Origin of the sequence: Embleya sp. NPDC056575, assembly GCF_042793325.1 — a bacterium.
Taxonomy (GTDB): Bacteria; Actinomycetota; Actinomycetes; order Streptomycetales; family Streptomycetaceae; genus Embleya.
In genome coordinates this window covers 13,880-35,671 of the sequence record NZ_JBHTVA010000063.1, presented here as the reverse complement: position 1 = coordinate 35,671, position 21,792 = coordinate 13,880, and the positions used below count along the sequence as shown (strand labels likewise).

4 protein-coding genes and 1 pseudogene are annotated in these 21,792 nt (G+C 72.9%); all 5 read right to left on the bottom strand.

Annotated features, from left to right (window positions below):
* Nucleotides 1-28 precede the first annotated feature (28 nt).
* Nucleotides 29-1,231, bottom strand: coding sequence for an acyl-CoA dehydrogenase family protein (locus ACFRCG_RS36830; RefSeq protein ID WP_380039673.1), 1,203 nt, complete (start codon nt 1,229-1,231; stop codon nt 29-31).
* A gap of 186 nt (nt 1,232-1,417) precedes the next feature.
* Nucleotides 1,418-2,929, bottom strand: coding sequence for a DHA2 family efflux MFS transporter permease subunit (locus tag ACFRCG_RS36825; protein ID WP_380039671.1), 1,512 nt, complete (start codon nt 2,927-2,929; stop codon nt 1,418-1,420).
* Between the two features lie 68 nt (nt 2,930-2,997).
* Complete coding sequence (locus ACFRCG_RS36820) at nt 2,998-5,898, bottom strand: aminotransferase class III-fold pyridoxal phosphate-dependent enzyme (protein WP_380039669.1); 2,901 nt, start codon at nt 5,896-5,898, stop codon at nt 2,998-3,000.
* A gap of 15 nt (nt 5,899-5,913) precedes the next feature.
* Nucleotides 5,914-12,642, bottom strand: a complete 6,729-nt coding sequence (locus ACFRCG_RS36815; protein ID WP_380039690.1) for an SDR family NAD(P)-dependent oxidoreductase — start codon at nt 12,640-12,642, stop codon at nt 5,914-5,916.
* A gap of 99 nt (nt 12,643-12,741) precedes the next feature.
* Nucleotides 12,742-21,776: pseudogene (locus ACFRCG_RS36810) on the bottom strand (beta-ketoacyl synthase N-terminal-like domain-containing protein); the annotation flags it as partial.
* Between the last annotated feature and the right edge of the window lie 16 nt (nt 21,777-21,792).

The window sequence follows — 21,792 nt, the reverse complement described above, 5'->3', positions numbered from 1 at the left end:
GTGGAATCCGAATCCCTGGGTGAATCCCTCAGTAGAGCAGGGTGACCGCCGGGTGGATGTCCAGCGCCGCGCGGCTGTAGTCCTCCAGGATGATCGGCGCGTTGAGCGCGGTGTGCCGGCTCATCACCGAGATGTCCCGCCACAGCCGCTGGAGCGGGTTCGACAGGGCGAACGAGCTGCCGCCGACCACGTCGAGCATGCGCTCCACGGCCGCGCGCGACTTCTCCTGGGCGGAGCGCTGGTGCATGCGCAGCCGGGCCCGCTCGGCCCACGGCATCGGCGCGGTCTCCGGAATCCCGTCGAGCGAGCGGCCGATCTCGCGCAGGTGCAACTCGGCGGTCTCCACCAGGTGGGTGGCCTCGCCGAACCACATCTGTACCGACGGCGCGTCCATGGCCGCCTCGTAGTTCACGTAGGTGATCGGCCGCTTCTTGTCCAGCGCGCCCCGGGTGACCTCGAGGGCGCCCCGTGCCGCACCGACGATCGCGGCGAGCGACTGCGCGCTGCCCTGGACGAGCATGCTGTCCCGCTCGTCCTCGCCGACGAGGTCGGTGAGGCTGAACGCGGCGGCGTGCCGCTCCGGGAGGAACACGTCCTCGGCGAGGACCGTATGCGTGCCGGAGCCGCCCAGGCCGGCCGAGTGCCAGGTGCGCTCGATCCTCAGGTCGCTCATCGGCACGACACCGCCGACCAGGTCCGCGGTCTGCTCGTCGCCGTCGTACACGTGCACGACCGGGATGTAGGCCCAGTCGGCGATCTCACAGCCCGAACTCCACGGGAAGGTGCCGGTGATCCGCCACCCGCCGTCGGTCTTCCACGCCTTGGTGGTGCTCAGGTGGGCCGTGGAGATCACGTACGCGTCGGGGTTGCCCTCGAACATGTCGGACAACGCGGTCTCCGGCATCCCGTTCAGCGCGAACCGGGTGGAGGCGGTGTCGATGGACAGGTTCCAACCGGCCGAGCCGCACGCCCGGCCGACCTCGGCCACGATCGTCAGCAGGTCCGGCATGCGCAGGTCGTAGCCGCCGAACCGGGTCGGCGTGGTGAGCCGGAACAGCCCGGCGTCGCGCAGCGCCACGACGACCTCCTCGGCGAGCCGACGGTCCTCCTCGGTCTTCGCCGCGTGCTCGCGGATCAGCGGGGCGAGTTCGCGGGCACGGGTCACGAGTTCGGCCGGGTCGACCGCGGGCGCGGCCGTCTCCTCCGCCCGCTCACTGGTCACGGTTGTCACGAAATCCTCCTGCGATGGGGGTCGCCGGCGGGCCCGGGCCCCGATCGGGGCGGGCTCACGCACCGCGTCTCACGGTCGAGTCAATCCCCTGCGGCCGGCCGATCCCAGCGCCCCCGAAACCAAAAACCGGTCGCCCCGCTGGTACTGGGAACCAGTACCGCAGGACGACCGGTGCGTCGAAACCGATCAGGCGCCGACCGGTGTGGCCGGCTCCTCGATCTCCGGGTCGGTCTGCGCCGTCACGAAGCGGTCGAACAGCAGGCCGCAGACGATCGCCCCGCCGAGGAAGACCATCGCGCCCCAGAAGAAGGCGGTCGTATAACTCTCCACGGACGCCTCGGCGGCCAGTTTCGCCGTCTTCTCCTTGCCCTCGACGAACGAGTCGGCCGCGGTGATCGCCAGCGTGCTCAGCAGCGCGGTACCGATCGAACCACCCACCTGCTGCACGGTGTTCACCAGTGCCGACGCGGCGCCGGCGTCCTGCGGTTCGACCCCGACCGTGGCCACCGCGGCGCCGAGCGAGACCACCAGGCCGAAGCCGATGCCGGCGATGAAGGACGGGGCGAGCACGCCGGCGGCGTACGAGCTGTCCGTGCTCAGCCGGCTGAGCCAGAACGACCCGACCGCGGCCAGGAGCAGGCCCGCCGGGATCAGGATGCGCGCGCCGAGCTTGGGTTCGAGCACCGGCGGGACGGTGGTCGCGCCGATCGCGATGCCGAAGATCATCGGCAGGAACGCGAGGCCGCTCTCGATCGCGGTGAACTTCAGGATCAATTGCAGGTAGTAGGTCAGGAACAGGAACTGCACGAACAACCCGACGCCGAGCAGGAACATCGCCAGGTAGGCGCTGCCCCGGTTGCGGTGCAGCACGATCCGGATCGGCAACAGCGGGGTGCGCGACCGCAGTTCGAACACCACGAACGCGACGAGCAGGATCGCGCTCCCGATCAGGTAGCCCCACACGTCGGCGCCGCCCCATTCGCCGTCGGCGGCGTTGGACAGACCGTAGGCGAGGCAGAACAGGCCGACCGAGGCGGTCACCGTGCCGGGCAGGTCGAGCCGTTCCGGGCGCTGTGCGGCCTGTCGGTTCTGCATCGTCAGCAGCGCCCCGACGAAGACGACCGCGGTCAGGATCACGTTGACGTACAGGCACCAGCGCCAGTCCAGCCAGTCGGTCAGCGCGCCGCCCAGGATCAGGCCGAGTGCGAGCCCGCCGCTGCCCAGTGCGCCGTAGACCCCGAACGCGGTGACCCGCTCCTTCGGATCCTTGAACACGGTCAGCAGAAAGGACAGTGCCGCCGGCGCCACGAGCGCGGCGAACGCCCCCTGCAACGCGCGCGCGGTCACCAGCATCGCGAAGCCGTTGGCCGCGCCGCCCAGCACCGACATCACGCCGAAGCCGACGATCGAGATCATCAGCGAGCGTTTGGCCCCCACGAGGTCGACCAGTCGGCCGCCGAGCAGGAGCAGGCTGCCGAAGGCGAGCGCGTAGGCCGTGACGACCCACTGGCGGTCCCCGTCGGCGAAGCCCAGATCCGCCTGCGCCGACGGCAGCGCGATGTTGACGACCGTCGTGTCCAGGAAGATCGTCATCTGGGCGAGACCGATCACCGCCAGGATCAACCAGCGGTTGGTGTAGTGGAGATCCGGCGTGCCCTCCGCCGCCACTTTCGACTCGGAATCTGCTGACTCTGACATTCCGCGTACCTTCTGTTGATCGGGCCGGACCATCGGCCGATGGTCCGGCGAGCCGTGTCCGGCGGTTCTCAGGGGGTGACGGTCTCGAAGCCGTGAAGGCGCGCGAGGTCGACCATGGCCTGCACCCGCTCACCGGTGAGAGCGCCGGCGCCGCCGCGTACTCCGTCGCCCGCGGGTCCGCCGTCGCCGGACAACGCGAGCGTGATGGCCTCGACCACGCCCGCGAGCAGCTCACCGGTGTTCGGCGAGATGCCCAGGGCACGCGGCACTTCGGTCCCGTCGGATACGGAGAGCACGCCGGCGCGTACGTATCGCAGGTCGTCGCGGGCGACCGTCGCGGCGCATTCGGCGCCGGTGCCGAAGAAGGACACGTCGCCGAGCACGGCGCCGTCCGCGAGGTGTTTCCCCTCGAGCACGGGGACCGGGCTCGAATGAGCTGCGAAGACCACCTGGGCCCGGCGCACCGACAGCAGGTCGTCGGTGACCACGACGTACGGGTTCACGTCGTGCGTTTCGGCGAGGTGGGCGGCGATGGCCGCCCCGCTCGGCTCGTCGGCGGTGCGTCCCTCGGCCAGCCAGCCGGTGATCAGCGGCTCCGCGGACAGCGCCGCCGCCAGGCCCGTCGACGCGTCGCCGGCGGCGATCCGCGCCCACGCCTCCTGGTAGATCCACTGCTCCGTGGCCCGGAGTCGATCGGCAGAGCCGGATCGGCCGCTGCCCACGAGCACGATCACGGCGGCCTCGCGTGCGCTCAGTACGGCGAGCGCCGAGCCGATCCGGCCGCCGGCGCCGACGACCGCCACCGTCGATCCGGCGAACCCGCCCAGGCGCTCCGTCGCGGCGTGTCGGACGGCGGCCAGCGCCGAGCCGACCGCGAGCGCGCTGCCGGCGGTCACCGTGATCCCGGGAACGCGCAGCGCGCGACCGTGGCCGGCGACCGCGCCGAGCCCGAATCCGAGGCCGACGGTGTCGCAGCCGTCCGCCTTCGCCGCGCGCACCCGGCGGTCGAGGTCCAGGCCGATCAGGAAGGTCTGCCCGAAGACCTGGTACTCCCGCAACTGCTCCGAGGACACCAGCAGCGGGTGGACGGTCAGGTCCACCGACGTGCCCTGCGGCGAGTCGAAGCGGATCGGCGCGAACGCCGGAAGGTCCTTGAGCAGTTCGGACCGTCGGGAGTAGCCGAGCAGGTGTTCGTCGTCCAGGTCGGCGAGCGAGGGGTCGGCCTCCCGCAGCAGGTCCGGGGTCAGCGGGTAGCCGATCAGCGCGACGCGGCGGTCGGCCGGTTCGGCCGGCGTGGCCTGTACGCCCGACTCGGCCTGCACGACCGAATCGCCCCGCCGCGGCTTGAAGTCCGCGCTCTCCACGCGCGGCGGCCGGCCGCCGACGCCGGTCAGCGGGTGTACCAGGGGCAGTGCGTCCTGGTTGCGCAGGATCAGGCAGACCTGGGTGAGGCCGGTCCGCAGCCGATCGATCTCCTCGTCGCTGATGTGGATCGAGGGCTCGATCCGCAACATGGTCGGCGCACTGGCCGTGGGGCCGGTGCGGATGCGGTGCACCGCCTGGAGGTAGCTGCCCAGCTGGAAGACGAGCAGCCCGGCCTGTGCCTTGCCCCGGATGATCGCGGACGACGCGTTGCTCTGGTCGGCGAACTCCAGCCCGATCAGCAGTCCGCGTCCGCGCACGTCGGCCACCACGTCGGGGAATTCGGCGGCCAGTTCGCGCAGCATGCCCAGGATGCGCTCGCCGCGCTCGGCGGCGCGTTCGTACGCGGCTCCGCCGTCGGCCTCCAGGAGGTCGAGGGTGCGCAGCGCGAGGGCCGTGGAGAAGCCGTCCTTGGCGAACGTGGAACTGTGCACCAGCTCGAACTCGGGCCGGTAGCGCGACTGTCGCACGAGGAACGCGGAGGATTTGGCGATGCCGCCGCCGAGCGACTTGCCCAACACGTAGTAGTCGCCCAGCAGTCCGATGTGGCTGCTCGCGAAGAACCGGCCCGTGCGCCCCATCCCGGTCTGGATCTCGTCGACCACGATCGGGCACTCGACCTCGTCGCAGATCCGGCGTACGCGGGCGACGAACTCCTCGGTCAGTTCGTGGATTCCGCCCTCGCCCTGGATCGGCTCGACGATCAGTCCGGCGATCACCGGGAAGGCCCGCTCGACGAGGGTGACCCGGCCGTTGACCACCTCCACGTCGAGCACGGTGACCCGGTGCTCGGCGACGGCCTTCTCGAACGCCGCCGCGTCGTTGGGCGGCACGAAGGTGACCGCCGAGCCGAGTGTCGCGAACGCCGCGCGGAACAGGGGGTTGTAGGTGAACTGGGTGCTGCCCATCAGCTTTCCGTGGAAGGCCCGCTCCAGGGCGAAGAACACCGGGCCGGTGGCCGCGCGCGAGAGGTTGTGCGCGGCCATCGCGCCGAGCACGCCGGCGAACTCCTCGACGGTGGTGGGCACCGGCACGTCGCCGGGCAACAGCGACGTGTCGTCGGGTAGCGCCGCGCTTTTGTCGCTCACCGCGCGAAGCGCGACGTCGGCGTGCCACTCGATCTCCTGGACCAGGCTCTGGATCCGCAACACCCGGTCGAACTCACAGTGTTTGACCGCCGCTTCGACCGCCTCGGCACCGCTGTTCGCGAAGCCGATCGAATACGGCTCGGCGCCGGGGAACTCGCGGCCCAGGATGCCGTTGAGCACCGCGCCGACCTGGTCGGCGACCGGGTGCGCGGAGTGCTGGGAGTGCACCGGCCAACCGGTGTCCAGGAGTTCCTTCGCGTACGCCACGATCTCCGGGTGGTTGTGCCCGAGCATCAGCGAGCCCCAGCCCCCGATCAGGTCGAGCACGGGCACCTCGGTGCCGGTGTCGTCCAGGTAGTACAGCGAGTTGCGCTCCGCCCGGACGTACTGGACGTCCAGACCGAAGGTGCCGAGCATTCCGGTCAGCAGGGCCTCGGCGTAGCGGGTGGGTGCGTTCACCGTGTCTCCTTGTGGTCAGCGTTGCGGGTGGGTGGCGGAGCGGCCCAGTTCCCGGTCGATGAAGTCGAAGATCTCGTTCTCGGTCGCGGTCTCGATCGCGGTGGCCGGGTCGATCACGCCGCCGCCGGGGGCGTGCGAACGGGAGTCGGTCCGGGCCCTGTTCCAGCGGGTGAGGATGGTGTTCAGGCGGGCGGCGATCTCGGTGTGTCCGGTGTCCTCGTCGTCTGTCGGCTCGACCGGCACGGCCATCAACACCGCCTCCAGGCGGTCCAGTTCGGCCAGTGCCGCGCGGCGGTCCACTCCGTCGGTGACGGCGAGCCGTTCGAGGAGGTGGTCCACCAGTACGTCCGGTGAGGCGTAGTCGAAGACCAGCGTGGTGGGCAGCGACAGGCCGGTGCGCTCCCCCAGCCGGTTGCGGAACTGCACGGCGGACAACGAGTCGAAGCCGGAGTCCCGGAAGGACACCTCCCACTGCAATCGGTCCGGCGCCGCGTGGCCGAGTACGGCCGCGGCCTCGGTGCGCACCAGGTCCCGCAGGAACGCCTCGGCCTCGGCCCGGCTCATCGCGGCGAACCGGTCGGCCGGCGGCTCGGTGTTCGCCGTCCGGCGCTCGTCGCGCGGCGCCAGGTGCCGCAACACCGCCGGGACCTGCGCACCGTCGCGGCGCAGCGCGGCAAGGTCGAGCGGGGCGGGGGCGAGCACGGTGTGTCCGTCGGCGAGCGCGGCGTCGAACAGCGCGCACGCCTCGTCCTCGGCGATCACCCGCAGGCCGGATTGCGCGCTCGCCACCATCCGGCCCCACGCGAGCGACACGGCCGGCAGTCCGGCGGCCCGGCGGCGGGTCGCCAGCGCGTCCAGGTAGGCGTTCGCCGAGGCGAAGTTGGCCTGGCCCGGGCTGCCGAGCATGCCGACCACCGACGAGCACAGCACGAACAGCGCGGGCGGGGCGTCCACGGTCAGCTCGTGCAGGTGCCGGGCGCCGTCCACCTTGGGCCGTGACACGGCCGCCACGCGCGCCGGGGTCAGCGCGGTGAACACGCCGTCGTCCAGCACGTTCTCGGTGTGCACGATCCCGGTCAGCGGGTGCTCGGCCGGGATGTCCGCGAGCATCGCCCGGACCGCCTCGCGGTCGGCCGGGTCGCAGGCGACCACGGTGGCCGCGGCGCCGAGCGTGGCCAGTTCGTCCCGCAGTCGGGTGGCGGGCGAGTCGGGTCCGTTCGGGTCGGCCAGCACCAGGTGTTCCACCCCGTACGCGGTGACCAGGTGTCGCGCGAACAGCGCGCCGAGCGGCCCGCCGGCGCCGGTGACCAGCACGGTGCCGTCCGTCACCGGGGTCGGCGGGACCACGTCCGGCACGGACGTCGACGGCACCAGCCGCGGGGCGAGCAACCGTCCGGCGCGCACCGCGAGTTGGGGCTCCCCGGTCTGGGCCGCCACGAACAGCAGGTCGGTCGAGGCCGGATCGTCGTCCAGGTCGACCAGCACGATCCGATCCGGGTGCTCCGCCTGGGCCGATCGCAGCAGGCCCCACACGGCGGCGCCGGCCGGGTCGGGCACGTCCTCCCCGGCCTCGGCGGCCATCGCGCCCCGGGTCACCACGATCAGGCGGTTGTCCGGCAGGTTCTCCCGGGCCAGCCACGACTGCGCCACGTCGAGCGCCCGAGCCACCGCACGATGTACCTCGGCCGGGCCGTCGTCGACGGCGGGATCCTCCGGGGTCGACGGTTGCACCAGCAGTACGTCCCACGGGGTGAAGGCCGTCGCGGCCTCCTCGACGTCGCCGAAGCGCAGCGGCGCCATCGCGGCCAGGCCAGCGGGGTCGTCGCCGAGCAGGGCGAGCAGGCTCTCCGGCTCGTCGTCCGCCGGCGCCGCGACCGGGGTCCAGCGCAGCTCGAACAGCGAGGCGGTGTCGGCGTCGGCGCCTTCGGCGGGTTCGGGCGCGGCCGGCCAGTACCGCTCGTGTTGGAAGGGATAGGTGGGCAGGGCGATGCGGCGCGCCCCGGTGCCGGCGAACACGGCCGACCAGTCGACGGGCGCGCCGGCCACGAACAGTTCGCCGATCCCGTCGAGCACGGCGCGCACCTGCGGCCGGTCGTCCGGGAGCAGCGCCACCGAGCGCCGGAACACCGGTTCGGGGCCGCCCGATTCGACGACGCGGGTCACGCGCTGCTCGGCCATCCACCGCTCGGCGGCGGCGGCGCCCTCGGTTCCGGGTGATCCCGGCGCGTCGGCGGCGGCCGGCGGCCTGCCGGTGCGCAACGACACCACGGGGATGCGCGGCTCCCCGAAGGTCACCTCGGCCCGTTGCCCATCGGCCCGTTGCCCGTCGACCAACAACCGGCGCACGTCGGGCGTCGAGAGCGCCCCGGCGACGTACGCCGCGGCCAGCTCGCCGACGCCGGTCCCGGCGACGCAGCCGAAGCTCATGCCCCAGGACTCGACCAGGCGGAACAGCGCCACCTCGGCGGCGAACCGGTCCGCACCGTCGACCTCGGCGAGCGTGGCGTCGAACGCTCGGGCGTACACCGGCCACGTCTCGTACAGGGCCCGATCCGGGCCGGGCGCGGGGCGGTCGGTGAAGAGGTACGCCGTGCGCCCGTCCGCGGTGGCGAGCGCGTCCCGCCCGGGCCCGTTCTCGCGCTCGGGCTCGGGCTCGGCGATCGCCCGCAGTCCGGCCCGTGCCTCCGCGACCTCCCCGACCACGAGCACCGCGCGGTACTCGAACCCGGACCGGGCCGCCAGCGAGAACCCGACGTCGAGCGGACTCGGCGTGGCGGCGTCGGCGTCGTCCGCGGCGTGCAACAGCGACGACAGCCGATCGGCCAGCGCCCGCAGCGCCTGCGGCGACTTGGCCGACAACACCCACGGCACCGCCGGCAGGGACACCTCGGCCTCCGCCGGCACCGGCTCCTCGGGGGCCTGCTCCAGCACGACATGCGCGTTCGTACCGCTCATCCCGAACGCCGACACCGCGGCCCGACGCGGTCCGTCCACGTCCGGCCACGGGCGCGCCTCGGTCAACAACCGCATCGCCCCGGACGACCAGTCCACCGCCGACGTCGGCTCGTCCACGTGCAGCGTCTTCGGCATCAGGCCGTCGCGCATGGCCAGGATCGCCTTGATCAACCCACCTGCTCCGGCGGCGTGTTGGGTGTGCCCGATGTTGGATTTGACCGAACCCAGCCACAGGGGGCGATCCGCCGGCCGGTCCCGGCCGTAGGTGGCCAACAGGGCCTGGGCCTCGATCGGGTCGCCGAGCCTGGTTCCCGTCCCGTGCGCCTCCACCAGGTCCACGTCGGCCCCGGCGAGGCCCGCGTTCGCCAACGCCTGCCGAATCACTCGCTGTTGCGACGGCCCGTTGGGGGCGGTCAGGCCGTTGGACGCGCCGTCGGAGTTGACCGCGCTGCCCCGGATCAGCGCGAGCACCGGGTGCCCGTTGCGGCGGGCGTCGGACAGGCGTTCCAGGACGAACATGCCCACGCCCTCGGACCAACCGGTGCCGTCGGCGGACTCGGCGAACGCCTTGGCCCGGCCGTCGGGGGACAACGTGCGCTGCCGGGAGAACTCGATGAAGCCGATGGGCTGCGCCATCACCGTCGCGCCGCCCGCCAGGGCGAGCGCGCACTCGCCGCCGCGCACCGCGTTGGCGGCGAGGTGCAGGGAAACCAGCACCGACGAGCACGCCGTGTCGATCGACATCGTCGGGCCCTCGAGGCCCAGGACGTAGGAGATCCGGCCGGATCCGAAGGACGTGGTCGAGCCGGTCAGTCGATACCCTTCGACGCCCTCCTCGACCGTCCCGGCGCCCGCCTCGTACTGCTGTGCGGTCAGGCCGGTGTAGACACCCGTACCGCTGCCGCGCAACGAGTGCGGGTCGATGCCGCCGCTTTCCAGGGCCTCCCAGGAGGTCTCCAGCAACAACCGCTGCTGGGGGTCCATCGCCAGCGCCTCGCGCGGCGAGATGCCGAAGAAACCGGCGTCGAACCCGGCTGGTTCGTCGATGAATCCGCCGGCGCGCGGATAGAACGTGCCGGGTTTGTCCGGATCCGGATCCCACAACCGTGCGATGTCCCAACCCCGGTCGTCCGGTATGTCGGACATCGCATCGACGCCGTCCACGACCAGTCGCCACAACTCCTCGGGTGTGCCGGCCCCGCCCGGGAAGCGGCACGCCATGCCGACGATCGCGATCGGTTCGTTCGCGCCGCCGGGCCCGGGAACCGACGCCGCGACGGCCGTGGCCGAGGCGGGCACATCGCCGCTCAGCTCGGACACCACGTGCTCCGCGAGCGTCGCGACCGTCGGATAGTCGAACACCACCCCGGGCGACAGGCGCAGTCCCGTGGTCGCGGACAGCCGGTCCCGCAACTCGACGGCGGTCAACGAGTCGAAGCCCAGGTCCCGGAACGGCACGCTCTCGCCGACTCGTTCGCCCGCGCCGAACCCGAGCACCGCGGCCACCTCGGTCCGGACCAGGTCGACGACCCGCTCCTGCCGCTCCCGGAGCGACAATGCGGCCAGCCGCTCGGCCAGGGCCCGTTGGTCGGCCACGCCCGGCCGCACCACCCGGCGCGCCGGGCGCCCGACCAGGCTCCGCAACATCGACACGATCGGCACCGACCCGGCCCGCAACGCGCGCAGGTCGAATCGGGCGGGCAGGGTCACCGCACGGTTCGCCGCCAGGGCCCGGTCGAACAGCGCACACCCGGCCTCCGGCGTGATCGCCCGCAGGCCGCTTCGTCGCACCCGATCGGCGCCGCCGGCCCGCATGCCGCCCTCGGTGTCCCACAGCCCCCAGCCCAGCGAGACCGCGGGCAGGTCGTGGGCCCGGCGGTGGTGCGCGAGCGCGTCGAGAAAGTGGTTGGCCGCCGAGTAGTTGGCCTGTCCGGCGTTGCCCAGCGTGCCGGCCAGCGAGGAGAACACCACGAACATCGTCAGCGGGTGCTCGCGGGTCAACTCGTGCAGGTGCCAGGCGGCGTCGACCTTGGGCCGAAGCACCGCGTCGACGCGCTCGGGGGTGAGGGCGGTGAGGATGCCGTCGTCGATCACGCCGGCGGTGTGCACGACACCGGTGAGCGGGTGTTCGGCGGGGATCGCATCGAGGATCGCCGCGAGTGCGGCCCGGTCGGCCACGTCACATGCGGCGATCCGTACGGTGGCGCCGAGTTCGGTCAGTGCCTCGACCAACTCTCCGGCGCCCGGCGCGTCTTGCCCCCGGCGGCTGGTGAGGATCAGGTGCCGGACCCCGTACTCGGTGACCAGGTGTCGGGCGAACAACGCGCCCAGCGCACCGGTACCACCGGTAACCAGGACGGTGCCGTCGGGCGCGGGCACCGGCCGGGACGCGTCCGCCGGCGCGGGCCGCCGCACCAGGCGGGGTACCGTCACCGCTCCGGCGCGCACCGCGACCTCGTCGTGGCCGGCCGCCAACACGGCGGGCAGAGCCGCGAGCGAGGCCGGGGCGTCGTCGACGTCCACCAGCACGATCCGGTCGGGGTGTTCCGCCAGCGCGGACCGCAACAGGCCCCACACGGCGGCGCCCACCAGGTCCGGCGCGGCATCGGTCGCCACCGCACCACGGGTGACCACGACCAGGCGGCTCGACAGGAATCCGTCGTCGGCCGACCATTCCCGAAGGAGGTGCAACACCCGGATCGTCGTGTCGTGCACCGATGCGACGACGTCGCCGTCGTCGCCACCCGGGGGTGCGGTGTACGCGGCGACCACCACGTCGGCCCCGGCCGCCTCCCGCAACGTCTCGTGGCGCTCGACGGGCAGTGCGTCCTCGATGGCGCCGTCGGACGCACCGAGCAGAACCCAGCGCCCGGTCGGCTCCGTCGGGGTCGGCTCGATCGGAACCCATTCCACCTCGAAGAGGGAGCCGGCGCCCTCGTCCCGCGCGGCCGACCGGTCGGTCGACACCGGACGGGCCTCGACCGAGCGCACTTCGGCGACCGGTTGCCCTGCCTGGTCCGCGAGTTGCACCCGGCAGGAGGTCCCGTCGGTCGGGTCGTCGATCAGGACCCGTACCCGCAACGCGGTCGCGCCCGTGGCGTAGAGGCTGATCCCGTTCCACACGAACGGCAGCAGGAGCGTGAAGTCCTCACCCGCGTCGGCGATCGCGGCCACGACCCGGGGATGGATCGCCGCGTCGAACAGGGCGGGGTGGATCCCGAACCGGGCCGTTTCGGCGTGTTCCGGCAGCGCGACCTCGGCGAAGAACTCGGCCCCGGCGCCGCCGTCGCGGCGCCACAGCGTGTGCAGCCCGCGAAACAGCGGGCCGTAGACGTAGCCGTGCTCCGCGAGCCGGTCGTAGAACCCGTCCATCGGCACGGGTCGAGCCCCGGTCGGCGGCCATTCGCTCAACTCGAAGTCCGGCTCGAGGGCGGTGGCGGCCAGCAGACCGGTGGCGTGGCAGGTCCATTCCTCGCCGGACGTGCCCTCCGGGCAGGAGTGGATCGCGAACGGCCGCTCCCCGGCGTCCCGCGCCTCGTTCACCACGAGTTGCACCCGCACCCCACCCGACTCGGGGAGGGTCAGCGGCGCGGTGACCACCATCTCGGCCACACCGGCGCAGCCGACCTCGTCGCCGGCCCGGATCGCCATGTCGAGCAACGCGGTTCCGGGCACCAACCCCCGACCGCCCAGCTCGTGTTCGGCCACCCAGGGGTGCGTCCGTACCGACAGGCACCCGGTGAACACCACCTCGTCGGCACCGGCGACCCGCACCACGGCGTCCAACATCGCGTGGCCGGCGGCCACCTGCCCGGCCGCGACGACGTCACCCGACGAGGACTTCGGCAGCCAGTAGTGGCGCTGTTGGAAGGGGTAGGTCGGGAGGTCGACGAGGGTGGCGTCGGTGTCGGCGAACAGGTGTTGCCACTCGACGGTGAGGCCGTGGGTGTGCAGGTGCGCGAGTGCGGTGAGCGCGGTACGGGTCTGGGGGCGGTCGCGGTGTTGGAAGGCGACGAACCTCGCGTCCGGCGCGGTCTCCGGGCCCAGCGCGGTGAGTACGCCGTCGGGGCCGATCTCCAGGAACCGCGTGACGCCCTGCTCCCGCAGGCGCGCGATGTGCTCCGCGAAGCGCACCGGCTCGCGGACGTGGTCGACCCAATACCGCGCCGAGCGCACATCGGTTGTGTCGGCGGCCATCGGAATCAACGGCTCGGCCAACTCCACACCGTCCAGGACCGCGGCGAACGCGTCGAGGACGGGGTCCATCAGGGGCGAGTGGAAGGCGTGGCTCACGGTGAGCCGGTTCGTCTTGTGGCCGTGCTCGCGCAGCGTTTCGGCGACGGCCAGGACCACGTCCTCGGCGCCGGAGACCACCACCGACGTCGCCCCGTTGACCGCCGCGATCCCGGCCCGGTCCTCACGCCCGCGCAGCAGATCGCGCACCTCGGCCTCGGTGGCCCGCACCGCGACCATCGCCCCGCCGGCCGGCAGCGCCTGCATCAAGCGGCCCCGCGCCGCCACGACCGCACAGGCGTCGGCCATATCGAGCACCCCGGCCACGTGCGCCGCGGCCAATTCGCCGATCGAGTGCCCGGTCACGAAGTCGGGCCGTACGCCCCACGCTTCCAGCAGCCGGAACATCGCCACCTCGACCGCGAACAACGCCGGCTGCGTCCACCCGGTCCGATCCAACCGCTCGCCGTCCCCGAACACGACGTCTCGCAGCGACCCGGACAGCAGCGTGTCGAAGTGACCACAAACCTCGTCGAACGCCGCCGCGAACACCGGGAACGTCTCGTACAACTCCCGGCCCATGCCCACGCGCTGCGCGCCCTGACCGGTGAACAGGAACGCCGTGAGTCCCTCGGCGGCGACCCCCGACACCAGGCCCGCGGCCGGCTCACCTGCGGCCAATGCCCGCAAACCGGCCGTGAGTTCATCCACATCGCCCGCCAGCACCACGCCGCGGTACTCGAACGTGGAACGCGACGCCGCCGCCGACAACCCCACGTCCGCCGGCGACGCGCCGCCCGTGACCACGGGCACCAGCCGCTCCGCCTGTGCCCGCAACGCCGCGGCCGACCGCGCCGACACCACCACCGGAACCACCGGCAACGCGGTCCCCGGTGCCTCGGACGGCTCGGTCGCCGCCATCGGCTCGTCCACCGGGGCCTGTTCGAGAATCACGTGCGCGTTGGTCCCGCTGATCCCGAACGACGACACCGCCGACCGCCTCGGCCAGCCCGTCGTCGGCCACGGCCGGGACTCGGTCACCACCTCGACCGTCCCGGCGGACCAGTCCACCGCGGGTGTCGGCTCGTCCACGTGCAGCGTCCTGGGCACCACCCCGTCCCGCATGGCCATGACCATCTTGATCACCCCGGCCACGCCCGCCGCGGCCTGGGTGTGGCCGATGTTCGACTTCACCGAGCCCAGCAGCAACGCCTGTTCGTCGGAGCCCGGCGTACGTGCCCGTCCGTACGTGGCCAGCAGCGCGTCCGCCTCGATCGGGTCTCCCAGCCGTGTTCCCGTGCCATGCCCCTCCACCACATCCACTTCGGCGGGGGACAGACCGGCGTTGGCCAGTGCCTGCCGGATCACCCGCTGCTGGGACGGCCCGTTCGGCGCGGTCAGGCCGTTGGACGCGCCGTCGGAGTTCACCGCACTGCCCCGCACCAGTGCCAATACCGGCAACCCGCGCCGCCGCGCCTCGGACAATCGGGCCAGGACCAACACCCCGACGCCCTCGGAGAACCCGGTGCCGTCCGCCGCCGCGGCGAACGCCTTGCAGCGGCCGTCCGGCGCCAACCCGCGCTGTCGGGAGAACTCCACGAACACGCTCGGACCGGACATCACGGTGGCGCCGCCCGCCAGCGCGAGGTCGCACTCCCCGCTGCGCAGCGACTGTTCCGCCAGGTGCACCGACACCAGCGACGACGAGCACGCCGTATCCAGCGTCACCGCCGGTCCCAACAGGCCGAGCACATAGGCGATCCGGCCCGACGCGACGCTGGTGGTGCCGCCGGTGAGGACGAAGCCCTCCAGGTCCTCGGGCGTCTCCCCCGCGCGCGGCATGTACTCCTGCGGGATCACCCCGACGAAGACGCCGGTGGAGCTGCCCCGCATCGACGCCGGGTCGATGCGGGCGCTCTCCAACGCCTCCCACGAGGTTTCCAACAACACCCGCTGCTGCGGGTCCATCGCCGCCGCCTCACGCGGTGAGATCCCGAAGAACTCGGCATCGAACCGCCCCGCGCCGGCCAGGAAGCCGCCGCGGGTGAGGTAGGTGGTTCCGGGTGTGTCGGGGTCGGGGTCCGACAGCCGATCGAGATCCCACCCTCGGTCGCTCGGGAAATCCGTGAGGGCTTCCCCACCGCCACGGATCAGTTCCCACAGCTCCTCGGGGGCGTTGGCGGCACCGGGGAACCGGGCCGCCATGCCGACGATCGCGATCGGCTCCCGGGCGGCGGCCTCGGCGTCGCGCAGCTCCCGCTGGGCGCGCTGGAGGTCCGTCGTGACGCGCCTCAGATACTCGCGCAGCTTCTGCTCGTTGGACATCCCGGGCAGCCCCCTTCCGTACGGACGCGAATTCATGCGATGTCGAGTTCGCCGTCGATGAAGTCGAAGAGTTCGTCGTCGGAGGCGGCGGTGAAGTCCCTTTCCTCGCCGCCTCCGTCGGTCGGTGCGGCGAGTCGGCGCAACACCTCCTGGAGTCCCCTGGCGAGCAGGTCGCGTTCCTCGTCGTCGAGATCCGCCACGGCGAGTCGATCGAGTTCGGTGACGACGGACCGCACGCCGGTCTCCTGCGCGGGCACGAGCAGTTCGTCCAGGAAGCCGGCCAGTTCGACCGGCGTCGGGTGGTCGAACACGACCGTCGGGGGCAGGCGCAGGCCCGTGCCGTTGCCCAGTCGGTTGCGCAGTTCCACCGCCGTCAGCGAGTCGAACCCGAGTTCCTTGAACGCGCTGTCCGCGTCGACCGCGGCTGCCGTGTCGTGCCCCAGCACGAGGGCCGCGCACTCCCGTACCAGTTCGAGCAGTTCCCGGCGGCGTTGGCGTTCGGGCAGTTCGAGGAGCCGGTCCGCGCGCGAGGTGTCGGTCGTCCGGGCCGCGACGCGGCGCCGGGTCGGGCCGCTCGGGTCCAGCGCCGACAACACGTCGGGCCACGGTCGGCCGCTCTTGCGCAGGCCGGCCGCGTCGATCGGTACCGCCACCGCGACCGGGCGACGCAGGGCGAGGGCGGCGTCGAACAGGGCCGCGCCCTGCTCGTCGGTGATCGCGCCCAGCCCCATCCGGGACAGGCGATCCCGGTCGGTGTCGCTCATGTGGCCCGTCATCGCGCTCTCCCGGGCCCACAGGCCCCACACGATCGACAACCCCGGCAGCCCGAGCCCGCGCCGATGTTCGGCGAGGCCGTCGAGGAAGGCGTTGGCCGCGGCGTATCCGCCCTGACCCGCGTTGCCCAGCACGCCGGCGGCCGAGGAGAACAGCACGAACAGGGACAGGTCGTGATCCCGGGTCAGCTCGTGCAGATCCCATGCCGAGCGGGCCTTGGCCCGCAGCACGGCGTCGAGGTCGTCGCGGGTCAGCGCCTCCAGGACGCCGTCGGAGAGCACTCCGGCGGCATGTACCACCCCGGTCAGTCGGTGCGTCGAACCGATCAGCCCGGCAAGGGACTCGCGGTCGGTGACGTCGTACGCCACCACGTCCACGTCGGCGCCCGCCGCGCGCAGGTCGTCAACCAACGCGCCCGCGCCCTCGGCCGCCGGGCCGCGGCGGCTGGTCAACAGCAGCCGCCGTACCCCGTGTTCGGCCACCAGGTGTCGCGCGATCACCCCGCCGAGCACACCCGTCCCGCCGGTGATCAGCACCGTGCCGTCGGGGTCGAGCGGTGCGGGTACGGTCAGCACGATCTTGCCCACGTGTCGGGCCTGGCGGAGGTATCGGAACGCCTCCGGGGCACGCTGTACCTCGAACGTGGTCAGCGGCATCGGTCGCAGCGCGCCCTCGTCGAACAGGACGCGGATCGCCTCCAGCATCTCGCCGAGGCGGTCGAAGCCGGCCTCCATCACGTCGAACGCCCGGTAGCGCACCCCGGGATGGGTCTTCGCGATCTCCTCGGGATCGCGGATGTCGGTCTTGCCCATCTCCACGAAACGTCCGCCGCTCGACAGCAGGGCCAGCGACTCCTCGACGTGCTCGTGGGCCAACGCGTTGAGCACCACATCCACGCCACGACCACCGGTGGTCCGGCCGAACCGCTCGGCGTAGCCGAGGCTGCGCGAGTCGGCGAGGTGGTCGTCGTCGAAGCCCCACGCGTGCAGCACGTCGCGTTTGCCGGCGCTCGCGGTGCCGAACACCTCGGCGCCCCAGTGCCGCGCCAGTTGCAGGGCCGCGAAGCCCACCCCGCCGGTCGCGGCGTGCAGCAGCAGCGATTCGCCGGATCGCAGCCCGGCCAGGTCCGCGAGGCCGTAGTAGGCGGTCAGGTACACCACCGGAACCCCGGCGGCCTGCGCGAACGACAGATGTTTCGGCATCGGCACGACCAGCCGGTGATCCGAGATGCTGACCGTACCCAGACCTCCGGTGAACAGGCCCATCACCCTGTCCCCCGGGGCCGGTCCGGTGACGTCCGCGCCGACCTCCAGGACGACTCCCGCGCCCTCACCCAGCGAGGACCACTCGTCCCGCGCCACCATGCCCAGTTCGAGGAGCACGGCCTTGAAGTTCAGTCCGCCCGCCCGCAGCGCGACCCGCACCTCGCCGGCCGCCAACGGGCGCAGCATCTCGGGACACGCGGCGAGCGACAACCCGTCGAGATCGCCGCGATGGGTCGGGGCCAGCCGCCACGGCCGCTCGTTCGGCTCGGGCAGGGCGGGCGACGCGGACGCGCGGACCAGGCGCGGCACCGCGCCGATCCCGGCGCGGATCACCAGTTCGGGGTGGTCGACGGCCATCGCGGCCGGCAGTGCGTGCCGGGTGTGCGGGTGCTCGTCGACGTCGATGTGCCGCAGTCGGCCCGGGTGTTCGCTGCGGGCGGTGCGCAGGAGGCCGGCCACCGCGCGGTGTGCGGGCTCGTCCGCCCGGGTGAGCACGACGAGCGGGACGTCGGCGAGGTCCGCGTCGGCGAGCCAGTCCCGGACCACCTCCAGCGTCCGGGCGACGACGTCCTCCAGCTCGCCGGTCGGGCAGGTCCACAACGCGGCCGGTGCGGAAGACGGCGGGCTCGGCCGGTCGTGGCCGGCCGTCGAGAGGGTGAACCACGGGTTCTCGGTGGGTGGTTCGGGAAGGTCGATCGGGACGAGGTCGACGCCGAACAGCGCGGAGGTGTCCACCCGGGGCCGACCGAACGTGCCCGCGTCGACCGGGCGCAGCGACAACTCGCCCACCGATGCGACCGGTTGCCCCGCCTCGTCGGTGACGAGCACGGCGATCGTGTCCGGCCCGGCCGGGGACAGACGTACCCGTACGCTCCGGGCGCCGGTCGCGTACACGTGCACGTCGCTCCAGCCGAACGGCAGGCGCAGGTCGTCGGTCCCGGCGAGACCGGCCGCGTGCAGCGACGCGTCCAACAGGGCGGGGTGCAGCCCGAAGCCGGAGACGTCCAGCTCGTCCGGCAGCGCGACCGCGGCGTGGATCACCTCGCCGTCGCGCCACGCCGCCCGCACGCCGCGAAACGCCGGGCCGTAGGCGTAGCCGCGCTCGGCCAGGTCCTCGTAGAGCCCGTCCACCGGCACGGCCACCGCTCCCGGCGGCGGCCAGGAGGTCGACTCGCCGGCTGCCGGCGGCTCCTCGGCGGTCAGCACGCCCTGTGCGTGCCGGGTCCACTCGTCCCGCCCGCTCGGGCTGGTGTACACCGCCACCGGCCGACCGGCGTCGACCTCCGGGCCGATCAGCACCTGGAGATCGAGGTCGGCGTCGACGACCACCGGTGCCTGCATGGTCAGTTCGGCCAGATGTGCGCGCCCGACCCGGTCGCCGGCCTGGAGGGCGAGTTCGACCAGCGCCGCGCCGGGCAGCAACACCGATTCGCCGATCCCGTGGTCGAGCAGCCACGGTTGCGCGGTATGGGACAACCGGCCGGTGAGGACCAGCGTCTGCGCGTCGGCGGTGCGCATCGCCGCGCCCAGCATCGGGTGATCGGCGCGGCGCAGGCCGAGGGCGGTGATGTCGCCGATCGCGGCGGGCGCTTCGAGCCAGTAGCGCCGGCGTTGGAACGGGTGGGTCGGCAACTCCACGTCGGTCGCCGGCAGTTGCCAAGCGACCTCGATGCCGTGGACATAGGCCCCGGCCAGTCCGGCGGCGAAGCGCGTCGACCCGCCCTCGTCCCGGCGCAGCGACTCCAGGACGACCGTGTCGGGTGTTTCGGCCTCCTCGATCGTCTCGCCGATCGCGGTGGTCAGCACCGGGTGAGCGCTGACCTCGACGAACACCCGGTGTCCCCGGTCGAGCAGCGCCCGGGTGCCGGCGGCGAAACCGACGGTGTGGCGCAGGTTGCGGAACCAGTACTCGGCGTCCAGTTCCGGGCCGGCCAGGATCTCGTTGGTGACAGTGGAGTGGAACGGGACTCGGGTCGGGCGGGGTCGGATACCGGCGAGCGTGCCGAGGATGTCGTCCCGCAGGGCCTCGACGTGCGCCGAGTGGGAGGCGTAGTCCACCGGGATGAGCCGCGCCCGGATCCCGTCGGCCTCGCAGGACTCGACGAGGTCGGTCAGGGCGGCGGGGGTGCCCGAGACGACCGTGCTGCCGGGTCCGTTGACCGCGGCGATCTCGACCGCGCCGGCGTAGCGCTCGATCCGGTGCGCGGTGTCGGCCGTGGGGAGTTGCACGGAGGCCATGCCGCCGGTACCGGCCAGGCGCACGATGGCCTTGCTGCGGGCGGCGACGACGGTGGCCGAGTCGGCGAGGGAGAGGGCGCCGGCGACGTACGCGGCGGCGATCTCGCCCTGGGAGTGGCCCAGTACCGCGTCGGGGACGAGGCCGTGGCTTTGCCACAGCGCGGCGATCGAGATCATCACCGCCCACAGCGCCGGTTGCACCACGTCGACGCCGTCGAGGGGCCCGGCGAGCGCGTCGAGGAGGGTCCAGTCGACGTGCGGTTCGAGGGCGTCGGCGCAGCGGTCCAACCGGGCGCGGAACACCGGGGATTCGCGGTACAGGTCGAGGGCCATGCCGGACCATTGCGAGCCCTGGCCGGGGAAGACGAATACGGTTTTCCCGCGCGGGCGGGCGGTGCCGAGGAGGACGTCCGGGGACGGCCGGCCCTCGGCGAGGGCGCGCAGGCCCGCCGCCGGGTCGGTGCCGAGCACGGCCGCGCGGTGCGACAGTCGTGGCGCCCGCGTGGCCAGGGCGGCGGCCACGGGCGCGCTCGGGTCGGCTGCCGTGAAGTCGTGCAGTTGGCGCGCCCGAGCGGCGAGCGCCGGGGCCGAGGCGGCGGACAGCAGCAGCGGCACCACGGGGGGCTCGGACTCCGGCCCCGGGTCCGGGCTTCGTTCCGACCTCGGTGCCGACCCGGGTTCCGGACCCGCTTCCGGCACCGGTTCCAGCAGCGATTGCGGCTCCGGCTCCGGCGGCTTCGGTGCCTCCTCGATGATCACGTGCGCATTGGTTCCGCTGATCCCGAAGGCCGACACCGCCGCCCGACGGGCCCGGCCCGTCTCGGGCCAGGCGCGCGCCGCGGTCAGCAGTTCGACCGCGCCCGACGCCCAGTCCACGGCGGGGGTCGGCTCGTCCACGTGCAGCGTCCTGGGCAGCAGGCCGTGTCGCAGCGCCTGCACCATCTTGATCACGCCGCCGACGCCGGCCGCGGCCTGGGTGTGGCCGATATTGGATTTCAGCGAGCCCAGCCACAGCGGCCGGTCGTCGGGACGTTCCCGGCCATAGGTCGCCAGCAGGGCCTGTGCCTCGATCGGGTCGCCCAGTCGGGTACCGGTGCCGTGCGCGTCCACCACGTCGACGTCGGCGGCGGTCAGACCCGCGTCGGCCAGTGCCTGGCGGATGACCCGCTGCTGGGACGGGCCGTTCGGCGCGGTCAGGCCGTTGGAGGCGCCGTCGGAGTTGACCGCGCTCCCCCGGATCACCGCGTGCACGGGGTATCCCAGCCGCCGGGCGTCGGACAGCCGGGCCAGGACCACCATGCCCACGCCCTCGGACCACCCGGTACCGTCCGCCGTGGCCGCGAACGCCTTGCAGCGGCCGTCCTCGGCCAGCCCCCGCTGCCGGGAGAAGTCGACGAAGGTGTCCAGCGTCGCCATCACCGAGGCGCCGCCGACCAGTGCCAGCGAGCATTCGCCCTTGCGCAGCGCCCGACTCGCCAGGTGCATCGACACCAGTGACGACGAGCATGCCGTGTCGACGGTCAGGGCCGGACCCTCCAGGCCGAGCAGGTACGCGATCCGCCCGGAGGCGACACTGGCCGCGCTGCCGGTCCCGCCGAAGCCGTCGCCGCCCTGACCGGCCTCCTCGGCGCCGAGCCCGTACCGCTGTCCGCCGTGGCCCATCAGGCCGACGAACACCCCGGTGTCGCTGCCCCGCAACGCCTGCGGGTCCGTCCCGGTGCGTTCCAGTGCCTCCCACGCGGTTTCCAGGAGCAGCCGCTGCTGCGGGTCCATGGCCAACGCCTCGCGCGGCGAGATTCCGAAGAAGTCGGCGTCGAACTCGGCGGCGTCGTACAGGAATCCCCCGCCGCGCGCGTAGTAGCTGCCCGGTACACCGGGGTCGGGGTCGTAGCGGCCGTCGACATCCCAGCCGCGGTCGGTCGGGAACGCGTCGATCGCGTCCCGCTCTTGGGCCACCAACTCCCAGAGTGCGTCGGGTGATTCGACCCCGCCGGGGAAGCGGCAGGCCATGCCGACGATGGCGATCGGCTCGGCGGCGGCCTGCTCCAGTTCCCGCAACCGTTCGCGGGCGTCCTGGAGTTCGCCGACCGCCTGCTTGAGGTAG